The organism is Collinsella sp. AF33-16, from assembly GCF_003475325.1.
Classification (GTDB): Bacteria; Actinomycetota; Coriobacteriia; order Coriobacteriales; family Coriobacteriaceae; genus Collinsella.
Genome location: NZ_QRQC01000015.1, coordinates 43,693 through 63,047, shown reverse-complemented (window position 1 = coordinate 63,047; position 19,355 = coordinate 43,693). Strand labels below are relative to the sequence as shown.

20 protein-coding genes are annotated in these 19,355 nt (G+C 58.6%); 5 read left to right on the top strand and 15 right to left on the bottom strand.

Annotated features, from left to right (window positions below; translation table 11 throughout):
- Positions 1-39: 39 nt before the first annotated feature.
- From glmU to gltA, 5 genes are all read left to right on the top strand, one after another.
- Entirely contained in the window at positions 40-1,452 is a 1,413-nt protein-coding gene (gene glmU, locus DWZ52_RS07090) for a bifunctional UDP-N-acetylglucosamine diphosphorylase/glucosamine-1-phosphate N-acetyltransferase GlmU (RefSeq protein ID WP_117640980.1), read from the top strand.
- A gap of 191 nt (positions 1,453-1,643) precedes the next feature.
- Positions 1,644-2,630, top strand: a complete 987-nt coding sequence (locus tag DWZ52_RS07085; protein ID WP_089573682.1) for a ribose-phosphate pyrophosphokinase — start codon at positions 1,644-1,646, stop codon at positions 2,628-2,630.
- Positions 2,631-2,854: 224 nt separating this feature from the next.
- A complete protein-coding gene (gene pth / locus DWZ52_RS07080; RefSeq protein ID WP_195246394.1) occupies positions 2,855-3,484 on the top strand; it encodes an aminoacyl-tRNA hydrolase in 630 nt (209 codons plus the stop codon).
- A 361-nt stretch (positions 3,485-3,845) separates the two neighbouring features.
- Entirely contained in the window at positions 3,846-4,685 is an 840-nt protein-coding gene (locus tag DWZ52_RS07075) for a sulfide/dihydroorotate dehydrogenase-like FAD/NAD-binding protein (RefSeq protein ID WP_117647773.1), read from the top strand.
- Positions 4,676-6,085, top strand: coding sequence for an NADPH-dependent glutamate synthase (gltA, locus tag DWZ52_RS07070; protein ID WP_117640982.1), 1,410 nt, complete (start codon positions 4,676-4,678; stop codon positions 6,083-6,085). Before DWZ52_RS07075 ends, gltA begins: the two co-directional genes overlap by 10 nt.
- A 461-nt stretch (positions 6,086-6,546) precedes the next feature.
- Here the strand turns inward: gltA and DWZ52_RS07065 are convergent, their stop codons facing one another.
- The 15 genes from DWZ52_RS07065 to DWZ52_RS06995 form a co-directional block, all read right to left on the bottom strand.
- Positions 6,547-7,170, bottom strand: a complete 624-nt coding sequence (locus DWZ52_RS07065; RefSeq protein ID WP_055251542.1) for an AAA family ATPase — start codon at positions 7,168-7,170, stop codon at positions 6,547-6,549.
- Between the two features lie 48 nt (positions 7,171-7,218).
- Positions 7,219-7,857: an amino acid ABC transporter permease gene (locus DWZ52_RS07060; RefSeq protein WP_055285379.1), complete on the bottom strand. Its 639-nt coding sequence runs from the start codon at positions 7,855-7,857 to the stop codon at positions 7,219-7,221.
- A gap of 3 nt (positions 7,858-7,860) precedes the next feature.
- Positions 7,861-8,607 (bottom strand): amino acid ABC transporter permease, encoded by a 747-nt coding sequence (locus DWZ52_RS07055; protein ID WP_035136546.1) that lies wholly within the window; start codon positions 8,605-8,607, stop codon positions 7,861-7,863.
- A 25-nt stretch (positions 8,608-8,632) separates the two neighbouring features.
- A complete protein-coding gene (locus DWZ52_RS07050) occupies positions 8,633-9,502 on the bottom strand; it encodes a transporter substrate-binding domain-containing protein (protein WP_233524975.1) in 870 nt (289 codons plus the stop codon).
- 14 nt (positions 9,503-9,516) lie between these two features.
- The gene (locus tag DWZ52_RS07045; protein ID WP_055251548.1) at positions 9,517-10,248 is read right to left on the bottom strand and encodes an amino acid ABC transporter ATP-binding protein; all 732 of its coding nucleotides are present in this window, start codon (positions 10,246-10,248) and stop codon (positions 9,517-9,519) included.
- 360 nt (positions 10,249-10,608) lie between these two features.
- Entirely contained in the window at positions 10,609-11,052 is a 444-nt protein-coding gene (locus DWZ52_RS07040; protein WP_118385214.1) for a GatB/YqeY domain-containing protein, read from the bottom strand.
- Between the two features lie 54 nt (positions 11,053-11,106).
- Positions 11,107-12,327, bottom strand: coding sequence for a peptidylprolyl isomerase (locus DWZ52_RS07035; protein ID WP_118385213.1), 1,221 nt, complete (start codon positions 12,325-12,327; stop codon positions 11,107-11,109).
- 134 nt (positions 12,328-12,461) lie between these two features.
- Complete coding sequence (locus tag DWZ52_RS07030; protein ID WP_118385212.1) at positions 12,462-12,926, bottom strand: PTS sugar transporter subunit IIA; 465 nt, start codon at positions 12,924-12,926, stop codon at positions 12,462-12,464.
- A 65-nt stretch (positions 12,927-12,991) separates the two neighbouring features.
- Positions 12,992-13,459, bottom strand: coding sequence for a PIN domain-containing protein (locus DWZ52_RS07025; RefSeq protein ID WP_199579188.1), 468 nt, complete (start codon positions 13,457-13,459; stop codon positions 12,992-12,994).
- Complete coding sequence (locus tag DWZ52_RS07020; protein WP_117584050.1) at positions 13,456-13,800, bottom strand: type II toxin-antitoxin system RelB/DinJ family antitoxin; 345 nt, start codon at positions 13,798-13,800, stop codon at positions 13,456-13,458. The genes DWZ52_RS07025 and DWZ52_RS07020 overlap by 4 nt, the downstream gene beginning before the upstream one ends.
- 284 nt (positions 13,801-14,084) lie before the next feature.
- A complete protein-coding gene (locus DWZ52_RS07015) occupies positions 14,085-14,276 on the bottom strand; it encodes a hypothetical protein (RefSeq protein WP_089572626.1) in 192 nt (63 codons plus the stop codon).
- Positions 14,277-14,317: 41 nt separating this feature from the next.
- Complete coding sequence (locus DWZ52_RS07010; RefSeq protein ID WP_117640764.1) at positions 14,318-15,973, bottom strand: hypothetical protein; 1,656 nt, start codon at positions 15,971-15,973, stop codon at positions 14,318-14,320.
- 72 nt (positions 15,974-16,045) lie between these two features.
- A complete protein-coding gene (locus DWZ52_RS07005; RefSeq protein ID WP_147325197.1) occupies positions 16,046-16,852 on the bottom strand; it encodes a hypothetical protein in 807 nt (268 codons plus the stop codon).
- Positions 16,853-16,906: 54 nt separating this feature from the next.
- Positions 16,907-17,608 (bottom strand): hypothetical protein, encoded by a 702-nt coding sequence (locus DWZ52_RS07000; protein ID WP_117640762.1) that lies wholly within the window; start codon positions 17,606-17,608, stop codon positions 16,907-16,909.
- A gap of 12 nt (positions 17,609-17,620) precedes the next feature.
- The gene (locus tag DWZ52_RS06995) at positions 17,621-18,997 is read right to left on the bottom strand and encodes an SPFH domain-containing protein (RefSeq protein ID WP_117640761.1); all 1,377 of its coding nucleotides are present in this window, start codon (positions 18,995-18,997) and stop codon (positions 17,621-17,623) included.
- Positions 18,998-19,355 lie beyond the last annotated feature (358 nt).

The window sequence follows — 19,355 nt, the reverse complement described above, 5'->3', positions numbered from 1 at the left end:
TTTCCAAACACACGTCTCTATAACGTAACAGGAGATCACATGGACGCAACCGCAATTATCCTCGCCGCCGGCGAGGGCACCCGCATGAAGTCGAACCACTGCAAGGTTTCGCACAAGATCCTGGGCAAGCCCATGGTTCAGTGGATCGTCGACGCCACCATCAAGGCCGGCTGCAGCCGCGTCGTGGTTGTCATCGGCAGCCATGCCGACGAGATGCGCGCCCTCATCGACGGCGCCTACGCCAACAGCGCCACCAAGGTCGAGTGCGTCGAGCAGACCGAGCGTCTGGGCACCGGTCACGCCGTGAAGGTCGCACTCGAGGCCTGTGGCATCACGCAAGGCCCCGTCGTGGTGCTCAACGGCGACCTGCCGCTCATCACCGCCGACACGGTCGCCAAGTTCGCACAGACCGTCGCCACCGGCGAGCTCGCCTGCACCGTCATGACCATGACCCCGCCCGATCCTTTCGGATACGGCCGCATCAAGCTGGGCGCCGATGGTCAGATCGAGCGCATCATCGAGCAGAAGGACTGCACGCCCGAGCAGGCCGCCACACTGCTGGAGTGCAACGCCGGCTGCTACGCCTTCGACGGCGCGCAGCTCGCAGCCCACATCGACGAGATCGGCAACGACAACGCGCAGTCCGAGTACTATCTGCCCGACATGCTCGAGATCCTCAAGGGCCACGGCCAGGCAGTCTCCATCTTCCACTGCGACGACTACCGCGATGGCCTGGGCGTCAACAGCCGCATCCAGCTCGCGCAGCTCACTGCCATCGCTCGCGACCGCATCAACGAGCACTGGATGGCCGAGGGCGTCACCTTCATCGACCCCACGCAGGCCTGGATCGGCCCCGACGCCGTCATCGGCCGCGACACCGTCGTGTGGCCGCAGACGCACCTGATCGGCCACGTCACCGTGGGCGAGGAGTGCCAGCTCGGCCCCAACAGCCGCCTCACCGACACCACCGTCGGCAGCGGCTGCACCATCGATGAGACCATCGCCATCGAGGCCGTCATCGAGAACGGCGTCGACTGCGGCCCGCGCGCCTACCTGCGCCCGGGCACTCACATGCTCGACGGTTCCAAAGCCGGCACGCACGTGGAGATCAAGAAGTCCACGATCGGCGAGGGCTCCAAGGTGCCGCATCTGTCCTACATCGGCGACACCACCATGGGCTCCGGCGTCAACGTGGGCGCGGGCTCCATCACCTGCAACTACGACGGCGTGCACAAGCACAAGACCGTCATCGGCAAGGACGCCTTCATCGGCTCCGACACCATGATGGTCGCGCCCGCCCAGATCGGCGACGGCGCGCTCGTGGCCGCAGGCTCCGTCATCACCGAGCCGGTCCCGGCCGACGCACTTGGTCTGGGCCGCGCCCGTCAGGTAAATATTGAGGGCTGGGCCGCCGATTATCGCCGCCGTCTGCACGAGGACGACGAGGTATAACGTTTTACCAAGCACAAAAGGAGCTGTTCCATGGGGACGGCTCCTTTTTTCTATCGTGACCTGCGCGACCGGATGAGTGGTCGGTTCGTGTCCGTTGACGGTAAAGACGTTATCAAGACCCGATAAACCCCGCCGCACGGTTACAATGCAACAAGGCATCTATATGGCATTCGATATAAAGGAGAAGGGTAATGCCGATTAATGATCCCGAGAAGTCGGAGAATATGCGCAAGTCCATCCGCGTGTATTCCGGTTCCTCCAACCGTCCCCTCGCTCAGAAGATTGCTGAGTACCTTGGGGTCGAGCTTTCGGGCCTTACGCTAAAGCAGTTCGCCAATGGTGAGATTTACGCCCGCTACGACGAGACCGTCCGCGGCGCCGACGTCTTCCTGATTCAGTCCGTGGCCGGCGGCAACGTCAACGACATGCTCATGGAGCTGCTCATCGCCACCGACGCTGCCAAGCGCGCATCCGCCCGCTCCATCACCGCCGTTATCACCCACTACGGCTATGCCCGCCAGGACCGCAAGGCCGGCCCGCGCGAGCCCATCACCGCCCGCCTCGTCGCCAACCTGCTCGAGCGCGCCGGCGTCAACCGCATCATCACCCTCGACCTGCACCAGGGCCAGATCCAGGGCTTCTTCGATATCCCGGTTAACCACCTGTCCGCACTGCCGCTGTTTGGCCAGTACTACAACGACATGCACTTCGACACCGACAACCTGGTTGTCGTCTCCCCCGATGTGGGCCGCGCCAAGGCCGCCAAGAAGCTGTCCGACATGCTCGGCTGCGACCTGGCCATCGCCCACAAGGGCCGTCCGCGCCACAACGCCGCCGAGGTCATGGGCATCATCGGTGACATCAAGGGCAAGACCTGCATCATCAACGACGACATGATCGACACCGCTGGCACCCTGTGCGCCAACGTCAAGGAGCTCAAGGCAATGGGCGCCGGCGACATCTACGTGTGCGCCACCCACGGCATCTTCTCCGGCCCGGCCATCGAGCGCCTGAACGATGCCCCCATCGTCGAGTGCGTCGTCACCGACGCCATCCCCGTCGAGGTCGGCGGCAAGATCAAGACCATCTCGGTCGCCGAGGAGTTCGCCCAGGCCATTTCCGCCGTTTACCACGAGGAGCCCGTCTCCACGCTCGTCGGCGGCGACTTCGCGCTGTAATCGCATCGTCCTTGCAACCCGGCGCATCACCGCCGGAACAGAAGAAACCCCCGCGCTCCCCCTTGCTTCGCAAAGGTCGCGCGGGGGTTTCTTCTGTTCCGGCGGCTCGCTCTGCCGCGGCCGTGCTTTTGTCTGGTGGGATTTCACTGAAACAAGGTCTCGGCTTCGGCGGGCGTGGTAGCCTTTGTCGTTGAACGAACTACTTATGTAACGAAAGGAAACCTATGGCAGCTGCACAGCCGCTTAAGATTCGCATGGTTGCCGGACTTGGCAACCCGGGTGAGGAATATGCCGAGACCCGCCACAACGCCGGCTTTAAGGCGATCGACGAGCTGGCCCGTCAGGCCGGCGTCACGTACTGGAAAAACCAGGCAGGCGCCGAGGTCGCGCTCATCAACATCAACGATCCCGAGGAAGAGGGAGGTAAGCGCCAGATTGTACTGGTCAAGCCGCAGTCGTACATGAATACCTCGGGCGGCCCCATCTCCAAGCTCTGCCGCGAGTACAAGATCAAGGCCGAGGAGCTGCTCGTCATCCACGACGAGCTCGATATTCCCGCCGGCGACGTGCGTGTTAAGGTGGGCGGCGGCCATGCTGGCCACAACGGTCTGCGCTCCATCATCGACAAGATGGGCAGCCGCGACTTCAGCCGCATCCGCACCGGCATCGGCAACCCTCCCGGCAAGATGGCCGTCGCCGACTACGTGCTTAAGCAGCTGCGCGCCCGCGAGGCCGAGGATTTCCAGGACACCTGTGCCCGCGCCGCAGATGCCGCCGGTCTGGCCATCGTCCACGGCGTAATCTACGCCCGCGACCACGTCAACGGTGCCGCCTCCGCCAACGGCAAGCACTAAAACCTACTATTTAGGGACAGGTTTATTTTGGCGGGTTTTATCTACGAAAACGCCCCGGTGGCCACATCGAAATAAACCCCGCACTGCCATACACACATAGCGCCCCAAAGGGGGCCGGCCTCATCACAACCTGAGGCCGGCCCCCTTTGCCGTTTTGCCTGATAAAACCGACCAAAATAAACCTGTCCCTTTTTGGCAGGTCACTTTTCCCAACCGCCGAAGACACACGTAAACAGCATGTCCATGAGGGTATAATTTGCACCGTATGTCTGCACAACGCCTGTGCGCGTACGGTTTTACTCGGGCTACCGTCCATTTCCGTGGAGGCACGGTTCGGCGGCCCTAACAAGAGAGGGGTTCTATGTATAAGATCCTGGAGAAGACGCAGTTCTCGGAGAAGGTGTTCAAGTTCCGCATCGAGGCGCCCGCTATCGCCAAGCATGCGCACGCTGGACAGTTCCTCATGGTTCGCGCCAACGAGACGGGCGAGCGCGTCCCGTTTACCCTAGCCGGCTGGAACGGTGACGAGGGCTGGGTCGAGTTCATCTTCATGGTGATCGGCAAGACCACCGAGATGCTTTCCACCTACGAGGCCGGCGAGTCGCTGCGCGACGTCGTGGGCCCGCTGGGCGTTCCCACCGAGATGGCCGAGGGCCCCTGCGCCGTCATTGGCGGCGGCGTCGGCCTGGCAATTGCCTTCCCGGTCGCCAAGCACCTGGTCGAGACCGGTCACGAGGTCCACGCCATCATGGGCGCCCGCACCAAGGACCTCCTGCTCATGGAGGACCAGTTCCGCGAGCTCCTCGACGAGGACCACATCCACATCACCACCGACGACGGCTCCTACGGCGAGCAGGGCGTTGTCACCGCTCCGCTGGAGCGCCTGCTGCAGGACAAGGCCGTGAGCCAGGTCTTCTGCGTCGGCCCCGTTCCGATGATGAAGTTCTCGACCCTCACCGCCCAGAAGTACGACACCCCCATCACCGCGTCGCTCAACCCCATCATGGTTGACGGCACCGGCATGTGCGGCTGCTGCCGCGTCGAGGTGGGCGGCGTGACCAAGTTCGCTTGCGTCGACGGCCCCGACTTCGATGCCACCCTGGTCGACTGGGATGACCTTCGTGCCCGCCAGGCCGCTTACCGTTCCGAAGAGGGCGCGTCCCTCAAGGCCTATGAGGAAAAGAGCTGCGCATGCCACTAGTTAACGGTCGTTTCGTTGCCGATATGAAGTCGCCCCGCACCCCCGATAACGAGGAGCCGGCTGCCGAGCGCGCCTGCGACTTCCGCCCCGTCGACAAGGGCTTCACCGAGGAGATGGCGCTGGCCGAGGCCGAGCGCTGCCTCAACTGCAAGAAGCCGTTCTGTGTTGAGGGCTGCCCCGTCAACATCAACATCCCCCGCTTTATCGAGCAGATCCGCGCGAAGGACTTCGGCGGCGCCCTCGATACCATCCGCGAGGACTCCATGCTTCCCGCCATCTGCGGCCGCGTCTGCCCGCAGGAGAACCAGTGCGAGGGCAAGTGCATCCGTGGCAAGAAGTCCGAGCCCGTGGCCATCGGTCAGCTCGAGCGCTTCCTGGGTGACCGCCCCGAGCTCGCCTCCACGCCCAAGATGGCCCCCAAGAACGGCAAGAAGGTCGCCGTCGTCGGCTCCGGCCCGTCCGGCATCACCTGCGCTGGCGAGCTCGCCCGCAACGGCTTTGACGTCACCGTCTTCGAGGCTTTCTTCACCGGCGGCGGCGTGCTGGTCTACGGCATCCCCGAGTTCCGTCTGCCCAAGGCAGTCGTCAAGCGCGAGATCGACGGCCTGGAGGACATGGGCGTCAAGTTTGAGTACAACTCCGTCGTGGGCAACATGGCCACGGCCGAGGAGCTGTTCGAGCAGGGCTTCGACGCCATCTACGTGGCGACCGGCGCTGGCCTGCCCAAGTTCCTCAACGTCCCCGGCGAGAACCTGCCCAACGTCTTCTTCGCTAACGAGTACCTCACCCGCGTGAACCTGATGAAGGCCAACAAGTTCCCCGAGTACGACACCCCCACCAAGCACGGCAAGAGCGTCGTCGTCTTTGGTGGCGGCAACGTGGCTATGGACGCCGTCCGTACCGCCAAGCGTCTGGGCGCCGAGCACGCCATCATCGCCTATCGTCGTACCGAGGACGAGATGCCCTGCCGTCGCGCCGAGCTGCACCATGCTAAGGCCGAGGGCGTCGAGGTTCTGCCGCTCGTCTCCCCGCTCGAGTTTGTCGCTGGCGAGGACGGCTCCGTGTGCGCCGTCAAGGTCCAGAAGATGGAACTCGGCGAGCCCGACGAGTCCGGCCGTCGTCGCCCGGTGCCCATCGAGGGCGCCATCGAGGAGATCCCCTGCGACGTCGCGATCTCGGCTATCGGCACCAACGCCAACCCCTTCGCAAAGAAGATCGGCGGCAAGATGGAGCTCAACAAGTGGGGCTACATCGTTGCCGACGAGGAGACCGGCCAGACCACCGATCCCCGCATCTGGGCCGGCGGCGACATCGTCACCGGTGCCGCTACGGTCATTCTGGCGATGGGCGCCGGCAAGAAGGCCGCTGCTTCCATCACCAAGAGCCTGCTGGGCGAGTAATCACCCACAGCGCTAGCCATCAAACGGCAGAGTCCCCGTCGAGCACACGCCCGGCGGGGACTTTTTCTATGCCGACCGCCCAAACCACCACGATGGGGCAGACACCTTTGTGGTGGTTTGGGACTTGCCCGGTCGTTTTGTCTCAATCTGTAACAGCTGGAGTCCGTTGAGCCCTGCAGTTGTTACAGATCGAGATATTGTGCCGGCCGCCCACGCCGCATCTCAATCTGTAACAGTTAGAGACCAAATATGCCGCCTGGTGTTACAGATCAAGACGTTGGGCTGACGGCCGAACGGTTCATCTAAATCTGTAACAGTTAGAGCCATTTTCGCTGGCTTGGTGTTACAGATCGAGACTATGCAAAAGCCGAGGATAGGCACTGCCGCCAAGGCCTTCCCCTCGGCCTAAAACAAAAACCACCACAAAGGTGCCTGTACCCTTTGTGGTGGTTTTTGGTCGGCTAGCCTTCGAGTTGAGCCACTTTGTAGCGGTAGGCAGCGGCGATGACGTCTTTACAGCCCTCGCGTCCCAGCTTAGCGCGGTTGACGACGATATCCTTGCCGCTCGTCATCTTCCACTTTCCGGCGCTATAGCGCTTATAGAACGCCTCGCGCGCCTTCTGCTGCTGCTTGACCAGCTTGGCGCCCTTCTTTTTGTTGAGACCACGCTTTTTGCGCACAATCTCGACGCGGTCCTCAAAAGGAGCGGTCACCAATACGGCAATGTGGTTGGGGTTGTTACGCAGCAGGTAATCGGACAGGCGGCCTTCGATAATGCAGCTCTCGGTCTCGCCCAGGTCCAAGATCACCTGGCTCATCTTTTGGAACAACTTGTCCGAGTACGAACGCGCATCGTAGCGGTCGGGTAGGAACGCCATGTTCTCCACGGCCAGACGCTCGTCGTAGGCGGCCATCTTATCGAGCGACTCGCCCGCGCGCAGCGACGCACGCACCAGCAGCTCGTTATCGTACAGAGGAATCCCCAACTCGTCGGCAAGCATGCGACCAATCTCGTGGCCCTCGGCGCCAAAGTCGCGCGCGATGGTAATGACCACAGGATTCTTCTTGTTCTCCAGATCGCTCATCGCGATTCCTTTCTCTATGTGACAAAGGGGCTGTCCCTTTGCCACATTCTACGCTGCCACGATACGACGTTGATACGCTCGGACCAGCAGCGAGATACCAAAGTTGAGCACAAAGTACATCGCAAATACCAGGCCGTAGAGCATAAGCACCTGCGACAGGTCAATCGCGTGGGCCATCACGACGTTTGCCGTGTACATGAGCTCGGCCACGTTAATACCCGAAAGATACGAGCTGTCCTTAATGACGGTCGTGCACTGGCTAAACAGCGCCGGAATGATCGTCTTAAACGTCTGCGGCAGAATGATGTAGCGCATGGTGGCAAAGAAGCCAAAGCCCTGGCTCTGCGCTGCCTCAAACTGGCCGCGCGGAATCGAGTTGAGGCCTCCGCGCACAATCTCGGCCATAACGGCGCTGGTAAACAGCGTAAAGGCGATGGTCGAAATCACAATGTCCAAACCCTGCACCGTAAAGTAGATAAAAAGGATCCACAGCAGGTTTGGCGTGCAGCGGAACAGCTCGATATAGGCGCTCACCAAAATACGGAACGGGCGGGGCGCATAGCTTTTAACGAGCGCCAGCACCGTGCCAAAGATGAGCGAGAAAAAGATCGACAGCGCCGAGATCTCGATCGTCTTAACAAAGCCGCCCCAAATGTAGAGCAGGTTGGTCGCGTTGAAGATTTCCATGCGCTAGGCCTCCTCTACGTTGTCGAGTCCCAGCTCGGCCAGGCTCACGCCGCGCGGGCGCTCCTTGGAGCGGCGCTCGAGCCACTGCACCAGCATGGCGAGCGGAAAGCAGATGATGAAGTACATAAGGCAGCAGACGATGTATCCCTGCAGGTAACCGTACAGACTCACAAAGTTGTCGGAACGGTACATAAGGTCGCCGCCGGCCACAAGCGCCAGCACCGACGTGTTCTTGACCAGGTTAAGCGCCTGGTTACACAGCGGCGGCAAAATGATCTTGAATGTCTGGGGCAGCACGATGTACCAGTACGCCTGCGCACGGGTGAAGCCCTGGCTCTGGGCCGCCTCCATCTGACCGCGCGGAACCGCCTCGATACCAGTGCGGATGACCTCCGAAATGTAGGCCGCGTGATACAGGCCCACACCCAAGAAGCCCAACACGAACGGCGCGATGCGCACCGGCTGGTCGGCACCGGTTATGGCCTGCAAAAACTGCGGACCGGCCATGTACATAAAGAGCACCTGCACGGGCAACGGGGTGTTCTGGTAAAACTCCACGTACACGCGGCTTATGGCGCGCAGCACGCGCGAGCGAGTGGTAGAAAACACGCCCAGCAGCGTGCCCAGCACCAGCGACAGCAGCAGACCGGCAACGACCACCTGCAGCGTCACGCCAAAGCCCTCCCAGAAGGGCCCCATGTTTTGAAATGTCGTCGACCAACGGTCGGCGTCAAATAATCCTTCGAGCATTTGATTCCTTCCTTGGACGATGCGCCTATACAAGACCCCAGGTCTTGACCTCTTGGTCGAGCCAGCCGTCGGCCAGGCGATCGCAAATCACCTGATCGACCACGGCCGAAAGGTCGCAGCCCTTCTTGGTCGCCACGCCGTAGCCCTGCTCGCCAAACTTGACCTCGGGCTGCAGCAGCTCAACGGTCTCGTTCATGTAGCCGGCCAGCGTGGAGCGGTCCATGGCAAAGACGTCGATATTGCCGGCGTCGAGTGAACTCTTGATGATGGGGTAGCCGCTAAAGGCCCTAAACTCGGGCTTGCAGCTAAAGCCGTTGTCCTTGATCATCTGCTCAATCAGGCCCTGCGTGGTAGCACCCTGGCTCACGCCGATGACCTTGCCGTCCAGGTCCTCAATCGAGGTAAAGCCCGAACGCTTCTTGACCATGAGTCCCACGTAGTCGGTGCGGTACGGCGTCGAGAAATCCCAGCTCTTCTTGCGCTCGTCGGTGATGGTGTAGGTCGCCGCGACCACGTCGAGCTGGCCGTTATCGATCAGCGGGCCGCGCGTCTTGGGCGTTACGTCGGTAAACTCGACAAGCTCCTGGGCACGGGCCTCCTTGTAGCTCACGCCAAAGACGGCGGCCGCGATCTGGTAGCACAAATCGACTTCCATGCCCTCAAAGCGACCCTTAGCGGTGTCGTAATAGCCGTAACCGGGAACGTCCTTCTTAACGCCGGCATTCAGATGGCCACGCGACTTAATGGCCGCAAGCTTAGACCCCTTGTCGGAGCCCTCGCCGCTGGTGGAGTTGCCGCAACCGGTAAGCGCGGCCCCCGTCAGCGTAAGCATACCGGCGCCCGCCAGCTGCAAAAAGTGACGGCGCGACACGGCCGCCCTCGTCATATCCGTCATGTCCACCACCGCACCTAGTGCAGAATCTTGGACAGGAACTCGCGGCAGCGCGGGTTCTCGGGATTATCGAAGAAGTGCTCGGGCGTGCCCTCCTCCAGGATGCGGCCGTCCTCCATAAAGATGACGCGGTCGGCCACCTGGCGCGCAAAACCCATCTCGTGCGTCACGCAGATCATGGTGATGTCCTCCTGCGCAAGCTCAATCATAACGTCCAGAACCTCCTGGACCATCTCGGGGTCGAGCGCCGAGGTCGGCTCGTCAAACAGGATGATGGGCTGCTTGGTGCACAGGGCACGGGCGATGGCGATGCGCTGCTGCTGACCGCCCGAGAGGTTCTGCGGATACTCGCCGGCCTTATGCGCCATGCCGACGCGCTTGAGCGCGGCGATGGCGATCTCGGTCGCCTCCTCCTTGCTCTTCTTTTGCAGCTTGATGGGCGCGAGCGTCAGATTGCCCAGCACCGTCATGTTGGGATACAGGTTGAACTGCTGAAATACCATGGAGCTATACTTGCGAGCCATCTCCAGGTGGTTCTTCTTGGTAAGCGGCGTGCCGTCGATGATGACCTCGCCCGACGTGGGCTCCTCAAGATAATCGACGCAGCGGATGAGCGTCGACTTACCCGAACCAGAGGGCCCGATCATTACGAGCTTCTCGCCGCGCTTGACGGTGAGATTGATATCTTTGAGCACATGCAGGTCGCCAAAGTACTTGTTGAGATGCTTGATCTCGATCATGTCTGCCATGAATGTCCCTTCCCTGCGTTTACACGAGTTGAACTATTGTACGGAAAGAACGACGTTTCCGCAGCCCACACTACATTCCCGTAAAGAACCCGCAACCTTTAACCCACTCATTGGGGACAGACTTAAATGAGTACCCACTCATTGAGTACTCATTTAAGTCTGTCCCCAATGAGCGCCGAAAATAATACAACCGCCCTTGTTGAGCATAAGTCAGCGAAAACCCGTACACGCGAGCAAGGTGACGTGAAATGAAAGGGCGCAGACCTTATGGTCGCGCCCTTGAAATTGAACGTCAGATTGCCGCGTGTACGGGTTTGCAGCGTCGAGCCGTTACGCGATTTGGTAAAACCGCGTAACAAATTACGCGAGTTTAGCTCCGACGATCTTTGCCGCCGCAGGCTTGTCGAAGTTGCCGCCGGTGGCCTTGCCGAGTGTTCCCATGACCTGGCCCATCCGCTTCTTGGACGTGGCGCCCAGCTCGGCGATGACCTGCTCAATCAGGGCCTCGAGCTCCTCGCCCGAAACCTGCGCGGGCAGCAGGCTCTCCAGAATCTTGACTTGCTCGGTCAGGTTGTCGGTACGCTCCTGGTCGGTACCGGCCTTAATGGACATCTCCAGCGTCTCGCTCGTCTGCTTAATCAGACGCTTGATCATGCTGTTGACGTCTTCCTCGGTCACATCGCGACGCTCGTTGACCTCGATGTTCTTCACTTCGGCCTTAACCTGGCGAATGATAGACAGGCGAACCTTGTCCTTGGCCTTCATGGCCGCAATCATTTCCTTCTGCAGCTCTTCGTTGGTCATCTGCAAATCCTCCTCAATAGTGCGGGCGGCACTCACACGAGCGCCGCCCCATGGTTACTCAGTCGTCGACGAATCGTCGGTCGAACTCTTGGTGACGCCCTTCAGGCTGACGTTGTACGGCACGTCCTTGGGCATGGGGTTAACGGTGATGTCGGCATCCTTCTTGTACTGCTCCAGCCACTCGCTGTACGCAGTGCTCTCTGCCTGCGTCTTCACCACGTTGGAGACATACTTCTTGATGGCCTTGGGCACCTGTTTAACGTCATCAACCTGATTATCAACGTGGAAGTAGTCGGTGCACTTGATGACATGATAGCCATACGTCGACTCGACCACGTCGCTCACATCGCCCTTGCTGAGCCCCTCGAGCGCAGTCTGGTAACTGTCGACGAAGGTGGTGAGCTTATCCCAACCCACATCGCCCTTCTTCTCCTTGGAGCCGGTGTCGTCGGAATACTTTTCCACGGCGTCCTCAAAGCTCAGCTCGCCGGAGTTGATCTTGTCCAGGCACTCCTGCGCCTTGGCCTTGGCGGCAGCCTTGTCCTCGTCAGATGCGTCGGAATCGACCTTGATCAAGATGTTCGACGAGCGGCGGGCATCGTTGTAGTTGGACAGGTTCTCATTGATGTAATCGACAATCTCGCCGTCCTTGGGCTTGCTGGTGGGTGCCACGGCATCCTTGAGCTTCTGCTGCGCCAGGCTCTCCTTGAGTGAATCCTTGTAGGTGTCCTCGGTGTAGCCGTAGGTCTTAAGCGTCTTCTTAAAGGTCTTGGCGCCGCCCGCGCTCTTGCACGCGTCCTTCCAAGCCTTCTCGACCTCCTCGTCCGACACCGTCACGCCGTTTTCCTTCTGCGCCTGCTGAAGCAGAATCTGCTGCGTGTAGGAGTCGATGAGTTGCTTGCGGTACTTCTTGGGTGTGAGGTCGTTGTCGACCAGATACTGCGCCCAGTCCTTGTCCTTGGTGTAACCGTAGGACGTGCGCATGCTCATGATCTGCTTGGTCACGGTGTCCTCGGTGAGGTTGGTGCCGTTGATAGTAGCAGCCACACCGCCGGTAAGCTTGTAGCCCGAGGTATCCTCTGCCTGCGACATGAGACCGGAGCACGCCATGGCCGAGACGGAAAGCAGCATCGCCAGCACGCCGATGACCACCAGAACGATCTTGACGGTCTTAGACACGTACGTCTTGCGCTGCTTCTTACGAGAGCTGGAGGCGGCGCAAGCCTGCTGCTCGGGCGTCGGCGCGGCCTCGGAGTTCTTTTTCTTATTTGCCATAGTTGGCCTTTCGCATCACGAATCGAACAAACGCCATTGTGTCACAACGCAGCCCCCGCGACAAAGGGGCAACCCTGGCACTTGGGGACGTTCCTTTTCTGCCGGCAGTTAGGGACAGTCCCCAAGTGCCGGCTTTAAAAGTGGCGACGGATGGCGTCGACCATGCCTTGGGGCGTGGTCTGGCCGAGCACATCGGCTGCGACATCCGCGTCCATAAAGATATTCATGAGCGCTTGCAGGGCCTCGACCTGGCCGCCCGGCTCGGCAATACCCAAATTGATGACGATCTGCGCCGGCACGGGGGCACCCATGCCGGCCATAGCATTGAACGTCACGGGCGCGGCGGGCTTTACCACCGCGATATAGGGCTTGGCCACAAACCCCGGGTCGGTATGCGGAATGGCAATGTTTGCCGCCGGCATGGCAAGGCCCGTGGGATAGGCATCCTCGCGCGTGCGAACGGCGTCGAGCCAACCGTCGGCAATGTAGCCACGTGGTGTAAGCTCGCCCTCGAGCCGCGCAAACACCTCATCCGGCATCGCACACTCCCAATCAAAAAACACCAGCTCAGGCGTAAACAGCGCTTCGTTATCCGCCATACCGTCCTCCAAAGTTGCATGAGGGCCACAATGCTCAATATGATAGCGAAACGGGGTATGCAAGGTTAGCCGAGGATCCCGATGAGCTCGAGTGCGCGCGCGGGCGTCAAGCATACCTCGGGCATCGTCTCCAACATGCGTCGGTCGCTCGTGACTACGTAGTCAACATCCACCGTATCGCCCGAGGCGATAATGAGATTGTCCTCGAGGTCCGGCATGCGCTTGCCAAGCATGCGCGCCATCTCGCACTCCGCCATCGAAAGCGGGGAAGCCGTTGCCACCTGCATCATATGCTCGACGCATGCCCATGCAGCCGGACCGAACGAAGTGTTAATCCCATTCACATTCCGTCGAGCTAGACGCCGAGGCAAGATGTAGAACACGTCCTTTGCCGTCGTTGGCGCGTACAGAAGGTCGATCTTTCCCGCTTCGGCCAGTTCAACCAATCTTCTCACGTTGTCGAATGCGCCCTCTTGCAGGTAGTAATCAAGCCAAACATTCGTGTCCACCAAGAGCCGCTTTGCCTCAATCATCGGCAATTCGCCTCTATGTCGGCAATCATCGCGTCATACATATCATCGCGTACGGCATCCCAGTTGTCCGCCGATGATTCGCCTGGCGCAAAATCTGAGAAGCTCAACCCCAATGAGGAAAAAGCCAGACCACACCCCTGTTCGGCAAGACTCTTCGCACGGGGCGTCTCGCACTTATCCGTCACCATAAATCCCGGCAACGTTTGATGCTCGGCAAGATAGGTCCAAAGCGCACGAATGGCGTCACTCGGCCCCAGCCCATTACGAGTCAGGACCGCATCGCCACCGGCCTTGAGCATAGGGTCGATTCGTGTGTTGAGCTGCACCGTTGCTGTACCCATAGCGGCTCCTCTCTACTTGCTAGCAGTATAGCAAACAGAGTAGACCACACAAAAGGGCCCTGCCCGCGCACGGACAGGGCCCTGTCAGATTGGTGGTCTCGAGAAAGTTGGTGTAGCGCCCGATCCGAAGCGAGTCGGCCTGGCGTCCAAGAACCTAGAATACGGTTGATGCCCTATGCCGCCGACCGGCATATGAAAGACAGCGGGCCAAAAGCCCCATGGCTTCTAGCCCGCAGAAACATCGATGTTTCCAAATGATCGCAGCTTGTGTTTCAAGCGCTTTTCTACGCTACCGGCGGATGCAAATCCCAATCGGGAAAGCAGTTTGCAAAGCCTGAGAGATTTTGAGTCAAAACATTGTTCTCAGCTTGCTTCAGTCGCTCGTCCTCTTCAAACAGACTATCGAGCTCGCTCAATGCATCGAAGTCCTGCATCGCGGCATCGTTATGGTCGAAATCAGTCACTTCATCAGTCATCTATTTCACTCCATTCATGGTTATCGAGTCAATCCTATCGGCTAGGCAACCTTATCGAGCTTAAGCAGGTCGCTGCGCTCGGCCGCCGCTTCCTTCGCGCTCTTCCACTGATTAAGCGCCAGATCGATCTCGGAACAGCCTTCCTGGATCCGTTTGGAGTATTTGGCCTCGATCTCTTCTGCCTCCGCAGCGCGCTGCTTGCTCGAGAGGCCCGTCTTTACTAGACAATAGCCAGCCCCCGCAAGAAGCAGAATGCCAATAACCTGGTTTACAAACGCAAAGAAAGCTACTCCCAAAACAGCGAGGACAACGGCCGCTATCTTGTGGCTCTTGTTGCCCTTCGCAACCTTGACATCAAGCTCAGCGAGCTCCTTTTTCTTCTCTTCACCGACATAGCGAACATAATCGCCGCGCAGCGCATTACCCTCATCGCCGGTAACCGCCCTGCTTGTCCATCCGTCGAAGTCAAGGGTGATCGCCTGCGGAAATTCGGGGATATCGCTCTTGCGATACCGGTTGAAACCACCGTTGATATAGGAACCCAAAAACTGAATCGCGGTCTTCTTCTTATGCACATCCACAGACGCACTCTGGTCGCGCATCGAGCGTGTCATCTGGTCGATGATGTTCATCGTCTGCTGACGCTTCTCATCGCGGCGACGATTGACGAGCTCTCGGGCGCGCTCTACGTCTCCGCCAAATGCCTTGACCGCAAGAAGATACTCCTCCTGGCGGCGCAAATTTCGCTCCTTGGAGTCATCGGAGTTAACGAGCTCCATCAAATGCCTGTCAACCTGCTCGGCAAGCGTCCTCTCGTCAACATCAGAAGCCTTGAGGTCGGCGAAGTCATTGGAGATGCTCTCGATTGCCTCGACTTTTCCGAGATACTTATTGATGTAGTCAAACTCCTTGACCACCACCTTGAGCGCCGGATATCTCGAGCTCATATCCTCCTCGTAGCCGGTAAAGTACTCCGCCCATGACTCTGACTGCTCATTCTCGAACTCAGGGCTCTGATTTCTGATCTGCTCGATCCAGCCCGCCATATAGTCGTCGCACAGGTGCTTTTCGTCGGTTCCGAAGATGCCGTTGATATAGGCATCGATGTAGACCATCGCATCGGCATCGATGCGGGCGGCGTTTTGCGTCGAGAAGTAGCGCGCTAGCCATTCGTAGCACGTAGCCGTGCGGTTATTACGTCTGCAGATCAGAGCCATCGCAAGCGACGTGTGCTCGTTGTCACGTTTGACAGCCTCACGTATTGCGCGCTCCGCAAGATCTCGGTTGTTGTTGATCCATGCCGCAAGGGCAACCAGGACAGGCGCCAGCCAGTAGTCCGGGGTAGAAATCATTAACTCCTCGGAGACCGTCGAAATCGTCGCCTTGCGCACGAGCGCTGCATCGGTTGCCTGGAGAATACCGACCATGGTGTTTCGAACCACCGAGTAGTTGCCGAATTTCTTGTCCATCTCCTGCCGGACGCTCACGAGCTCCGTAGTCGCCTGCTCAAGTGCGGCGGTACGACGCTGTTCGAGCATCATCTCGAGAAAGTCCTTTCGGAGCTTTTTAAGGTCCTTCCGCACTTCCTCCATTTGGGATTCGACCTTATCGACCTTCGTGGTCATCTGGTCAACTTTTGTTCCAATAGCGGCGATCCTGCGCTCGATAAGGGCAGTATCTAATCCCGAATCACTCATCTGTACCACCTTTCAGTTTGAACTGTTTAGATCATCCAATAGCTTTAAGCGAGTAAGCACCCGCCATCCGCTTTATTGAGAGGCCATGCTTCGGTATTGCTCGGACACCTGCTGATAGGCCACAAGAAACTTCTGTTTGTATTGGCTTGCCTTCATCGAATTGACGATGCGCCCGACGGGCTCCACATAGTGTTCGAGAAAGTACGAGGTCCTTCTTCGTAACGCAAACGAACCATTTTTATAGGGGGACCCGGGGTTCTCTCTAATGCCCTTGAGTAGTGCGAGACACGTTTTGGGTATGTTGCAGTTGGCGGCGATATCTTGATAGAAGCTCTCCCGCTCTGCGGTCATAAAGTCTTCCGAAGCATACCGCGCTATGCAGAACGGGCACACAGCATCGATAAAGCTCTCAAGCCGAGACCGATCCTCCATGCTCTGCATATTGGCGACCACGAGCGATACCATCTGAACCTCAAAGTCACGCATGTTGTAGAGCGTCGACTCAAACAAGTCGATCAAGTCACGCACTTCGTCATATTCGAGAGGGATATCTTCGGCCCTTTTAAAGAAAACCGTCATCGAACCCGAAAGACCTTCGCAAAACTCATCGCAGTACGCAACCATAAACTGTGCTGCCGCGTTGTCTTGCATCATATTGAGCACGTCCGCGGCAAATTTGCGGGCCTCCGGAAAGTTACCACCCTTAAAAAACTTGATGGCATTGTCCTTGGCAAACGCGATTTTGCCCGTGGCCCCCAGACGCGCCCGCGAATAGTACATCTCGCGACCGCACTGGTTGCAATGAACCTTTCGAGTTGCGGGGTCAAACTCGACATCGGTGCTGCCGCAGCCCTCACAAGTTATACCGTTGATTTCCAATAGCTTCCCCCACTTCAACCATCAAAGTGCCCTGGCAAAAAGCAGCGCGAGCCCTTATTTGACAGCGGTCAGCGCCGCATTGCGCTTTTTCCAGATATTGCGCGCATCATGGACAAGGCCAACCGTAACATCTGCCGGCTCATCGGCACTCATGGAATTCGAGACCGCCTCAAGCGCGGCGGAGAACTGTCGCTCGATCTCTTGAACATGGGGTTGCGACATGTTGGAACTAAAGGAGATGTCATCCTTAAGCGCTTTGAGTTCGGCTTTGACCTGAGCGTCCTGCGCCACGGCGAGGAGCTGTCCCACATACGATCCGAACTGCGCCGTTTGGACCGTCTTTGCGGCCACGGCAGCAACCTTTTGGTCAACCTGGCGGCCATTGAAGCTTAGACCCATCTGCACAAGGACAAGCACAGCAAGAAGGACAACGTTTACGACGACTGGAATCATGCTGCCGCCCCACCCATATGCCGCAAACACAAAGTACGTGTTGGCCAGAAGGGCAACGACAAAGTAGGCACAGCTGGATGCGACCGGCAAATAATGGATTTCGGTCGTGCTTTTGACCGTGGACTGCTTATCGGACATGGCAGCCGAAATCGAAGCCGCCGCAAAAGCCAAAACCCCAAAGCCAAGCGACATAGCAAAGACGATAGGGTTCATCAGCGCGTTTTTGCAGACAAACATGATTACAAGCCACGCCACCAAGACGATTGCCTCGCCCAAAATGACACGTTTAACAGAACCGTTCATCTTTGTTTCTCCTTATTGGATCTTAGTTCCACAATCGGGGCAGAATTTGGTCCCTTCGGGCAACTCGGCTCCGCAGCTCGGGCACCTTGGCGAGATCAACCGGTTCCCGCATTCCAGGCAGAACTTGGCACCGACCGGGTTAAGATGCCCACACGCCAAACACGCAACACCCTGCTCGAGCTTTTGTCCGCATTCCAGGCAGAACTTAGCACCCATCGGATTAACGTTTCCGCAACTGGGACACACGGGACCGTTTTGCATACCTGCGGACGCGGAAGCCGTTCCAACCATGGGAGCAACAGCGCCCATGGCCTGGTTGGCCAAGTTGGAGAAGCCAGCTCCAAATGCACCGCCCATGCCAACGCCCATGCCGAGTCCCATGCCGGCTCCCATGAGGCCCGATGCGGCACTCCCCTCATTGCCCGCAGCACTCTCCATTACGTCCATGCCGCGCTCCTGCTGATAGTTGTAGCCTTCGCGCGCACGCTTCCTGGCAAGTGCCTCGGACTCGATGTCCATCTGGGCAGCGTTACCCTGCGCCTCGAGAATGCTCCGCTTACGCTGGATCTTCATCTCGTTGATGGCAGCAAGATCCTCTTCGAAGGGCTTGATGCTGTTGAACGAGAAGTTATCGAGCGTGAGACCAAACTCATCGAAATAGTTAACGAGCTTGCCCTGCATCTGAGACGAGAAGTCGCTCAGATGCGTCGCAATTTTAAGAACGGAAACCTCCTGGTCAACAATCGCCTTGGCAAGCAGGTCAGGAACATACTCAAGGATTTTTGCCCGCATAAAGGAAGTAAGTTCTTCTCGCGTATAGCGATCTCGCGTGCCCACGACCTTAACGAGGAACTTCCTCACCTGAATGGGAACCAGGCTCGAGTCATTCTGCTCGATATGCGCGCCAAACAAACCGAAGGCGCGAACATGAACGTTGACGTCTTCCTCAGGGTCTTGGACAATGATGGGCTCGGTCGTGCCCCAGCGCAGCTCGTTCATGTAGTTAGTATTGATAAAGTACACAACGGAATGAAACGCCGAGCTACCGCCGGTAAGCGAATGGGCGGCATTGCGGAACGGGGCGAATCGGCTGTCTCCCGTGTCGAGCTTGATCTTGCACGGACCGACAAACACGCTTACCTGAGAATCGCCGGCACCCGTAGCGTCAGTAGAACTGCCCGCCCCCATATTGTTGGTAAAAACGGCAATCTGCGATTGCGCAACCTGAAGATAGGACCCGTTGGGAAAATCCTCGTAGGGATAGCGGAATGAGACAAGCGAGGCATCTTCGTCGTTGCCAGGCTCCCATTTGATATTGTCGACAGAAAAGGCACCGAGAATTCCGCTGTGCCTTTCTTCCTTTTCGTTATCGCTATGGAACAGTGACATGCTGATTCCTTTCGTTAATCCCAAACCACGCGTTCCGCGTGTCTAATAAATTGTGAACTGCCGAGTCGACAGGCGCATCGAAAGCCTGTGCGCCTCAATCTGTCCCCAACTTAGCTTGGCTAATTATAGCCCTCAAGTCATCTCATTTAGCCACCCCCGATGAGCGGCAATAATGTCGCACCTTTGGTCAACTGACGAAGAACCGGGAGGGTTCGAACCCCAGATGCCCTTTTGGGGCATACCCGCTGAGCGGGCGAGCGCGTTCGGCCTCTCGGTCAGCTCTTCGTAACGTCCGTTTTAGCCGCAACTAAACTCGTCGGATGGAACAAGGGGAAAGGCATAAGAGCTGCGCGCGCTG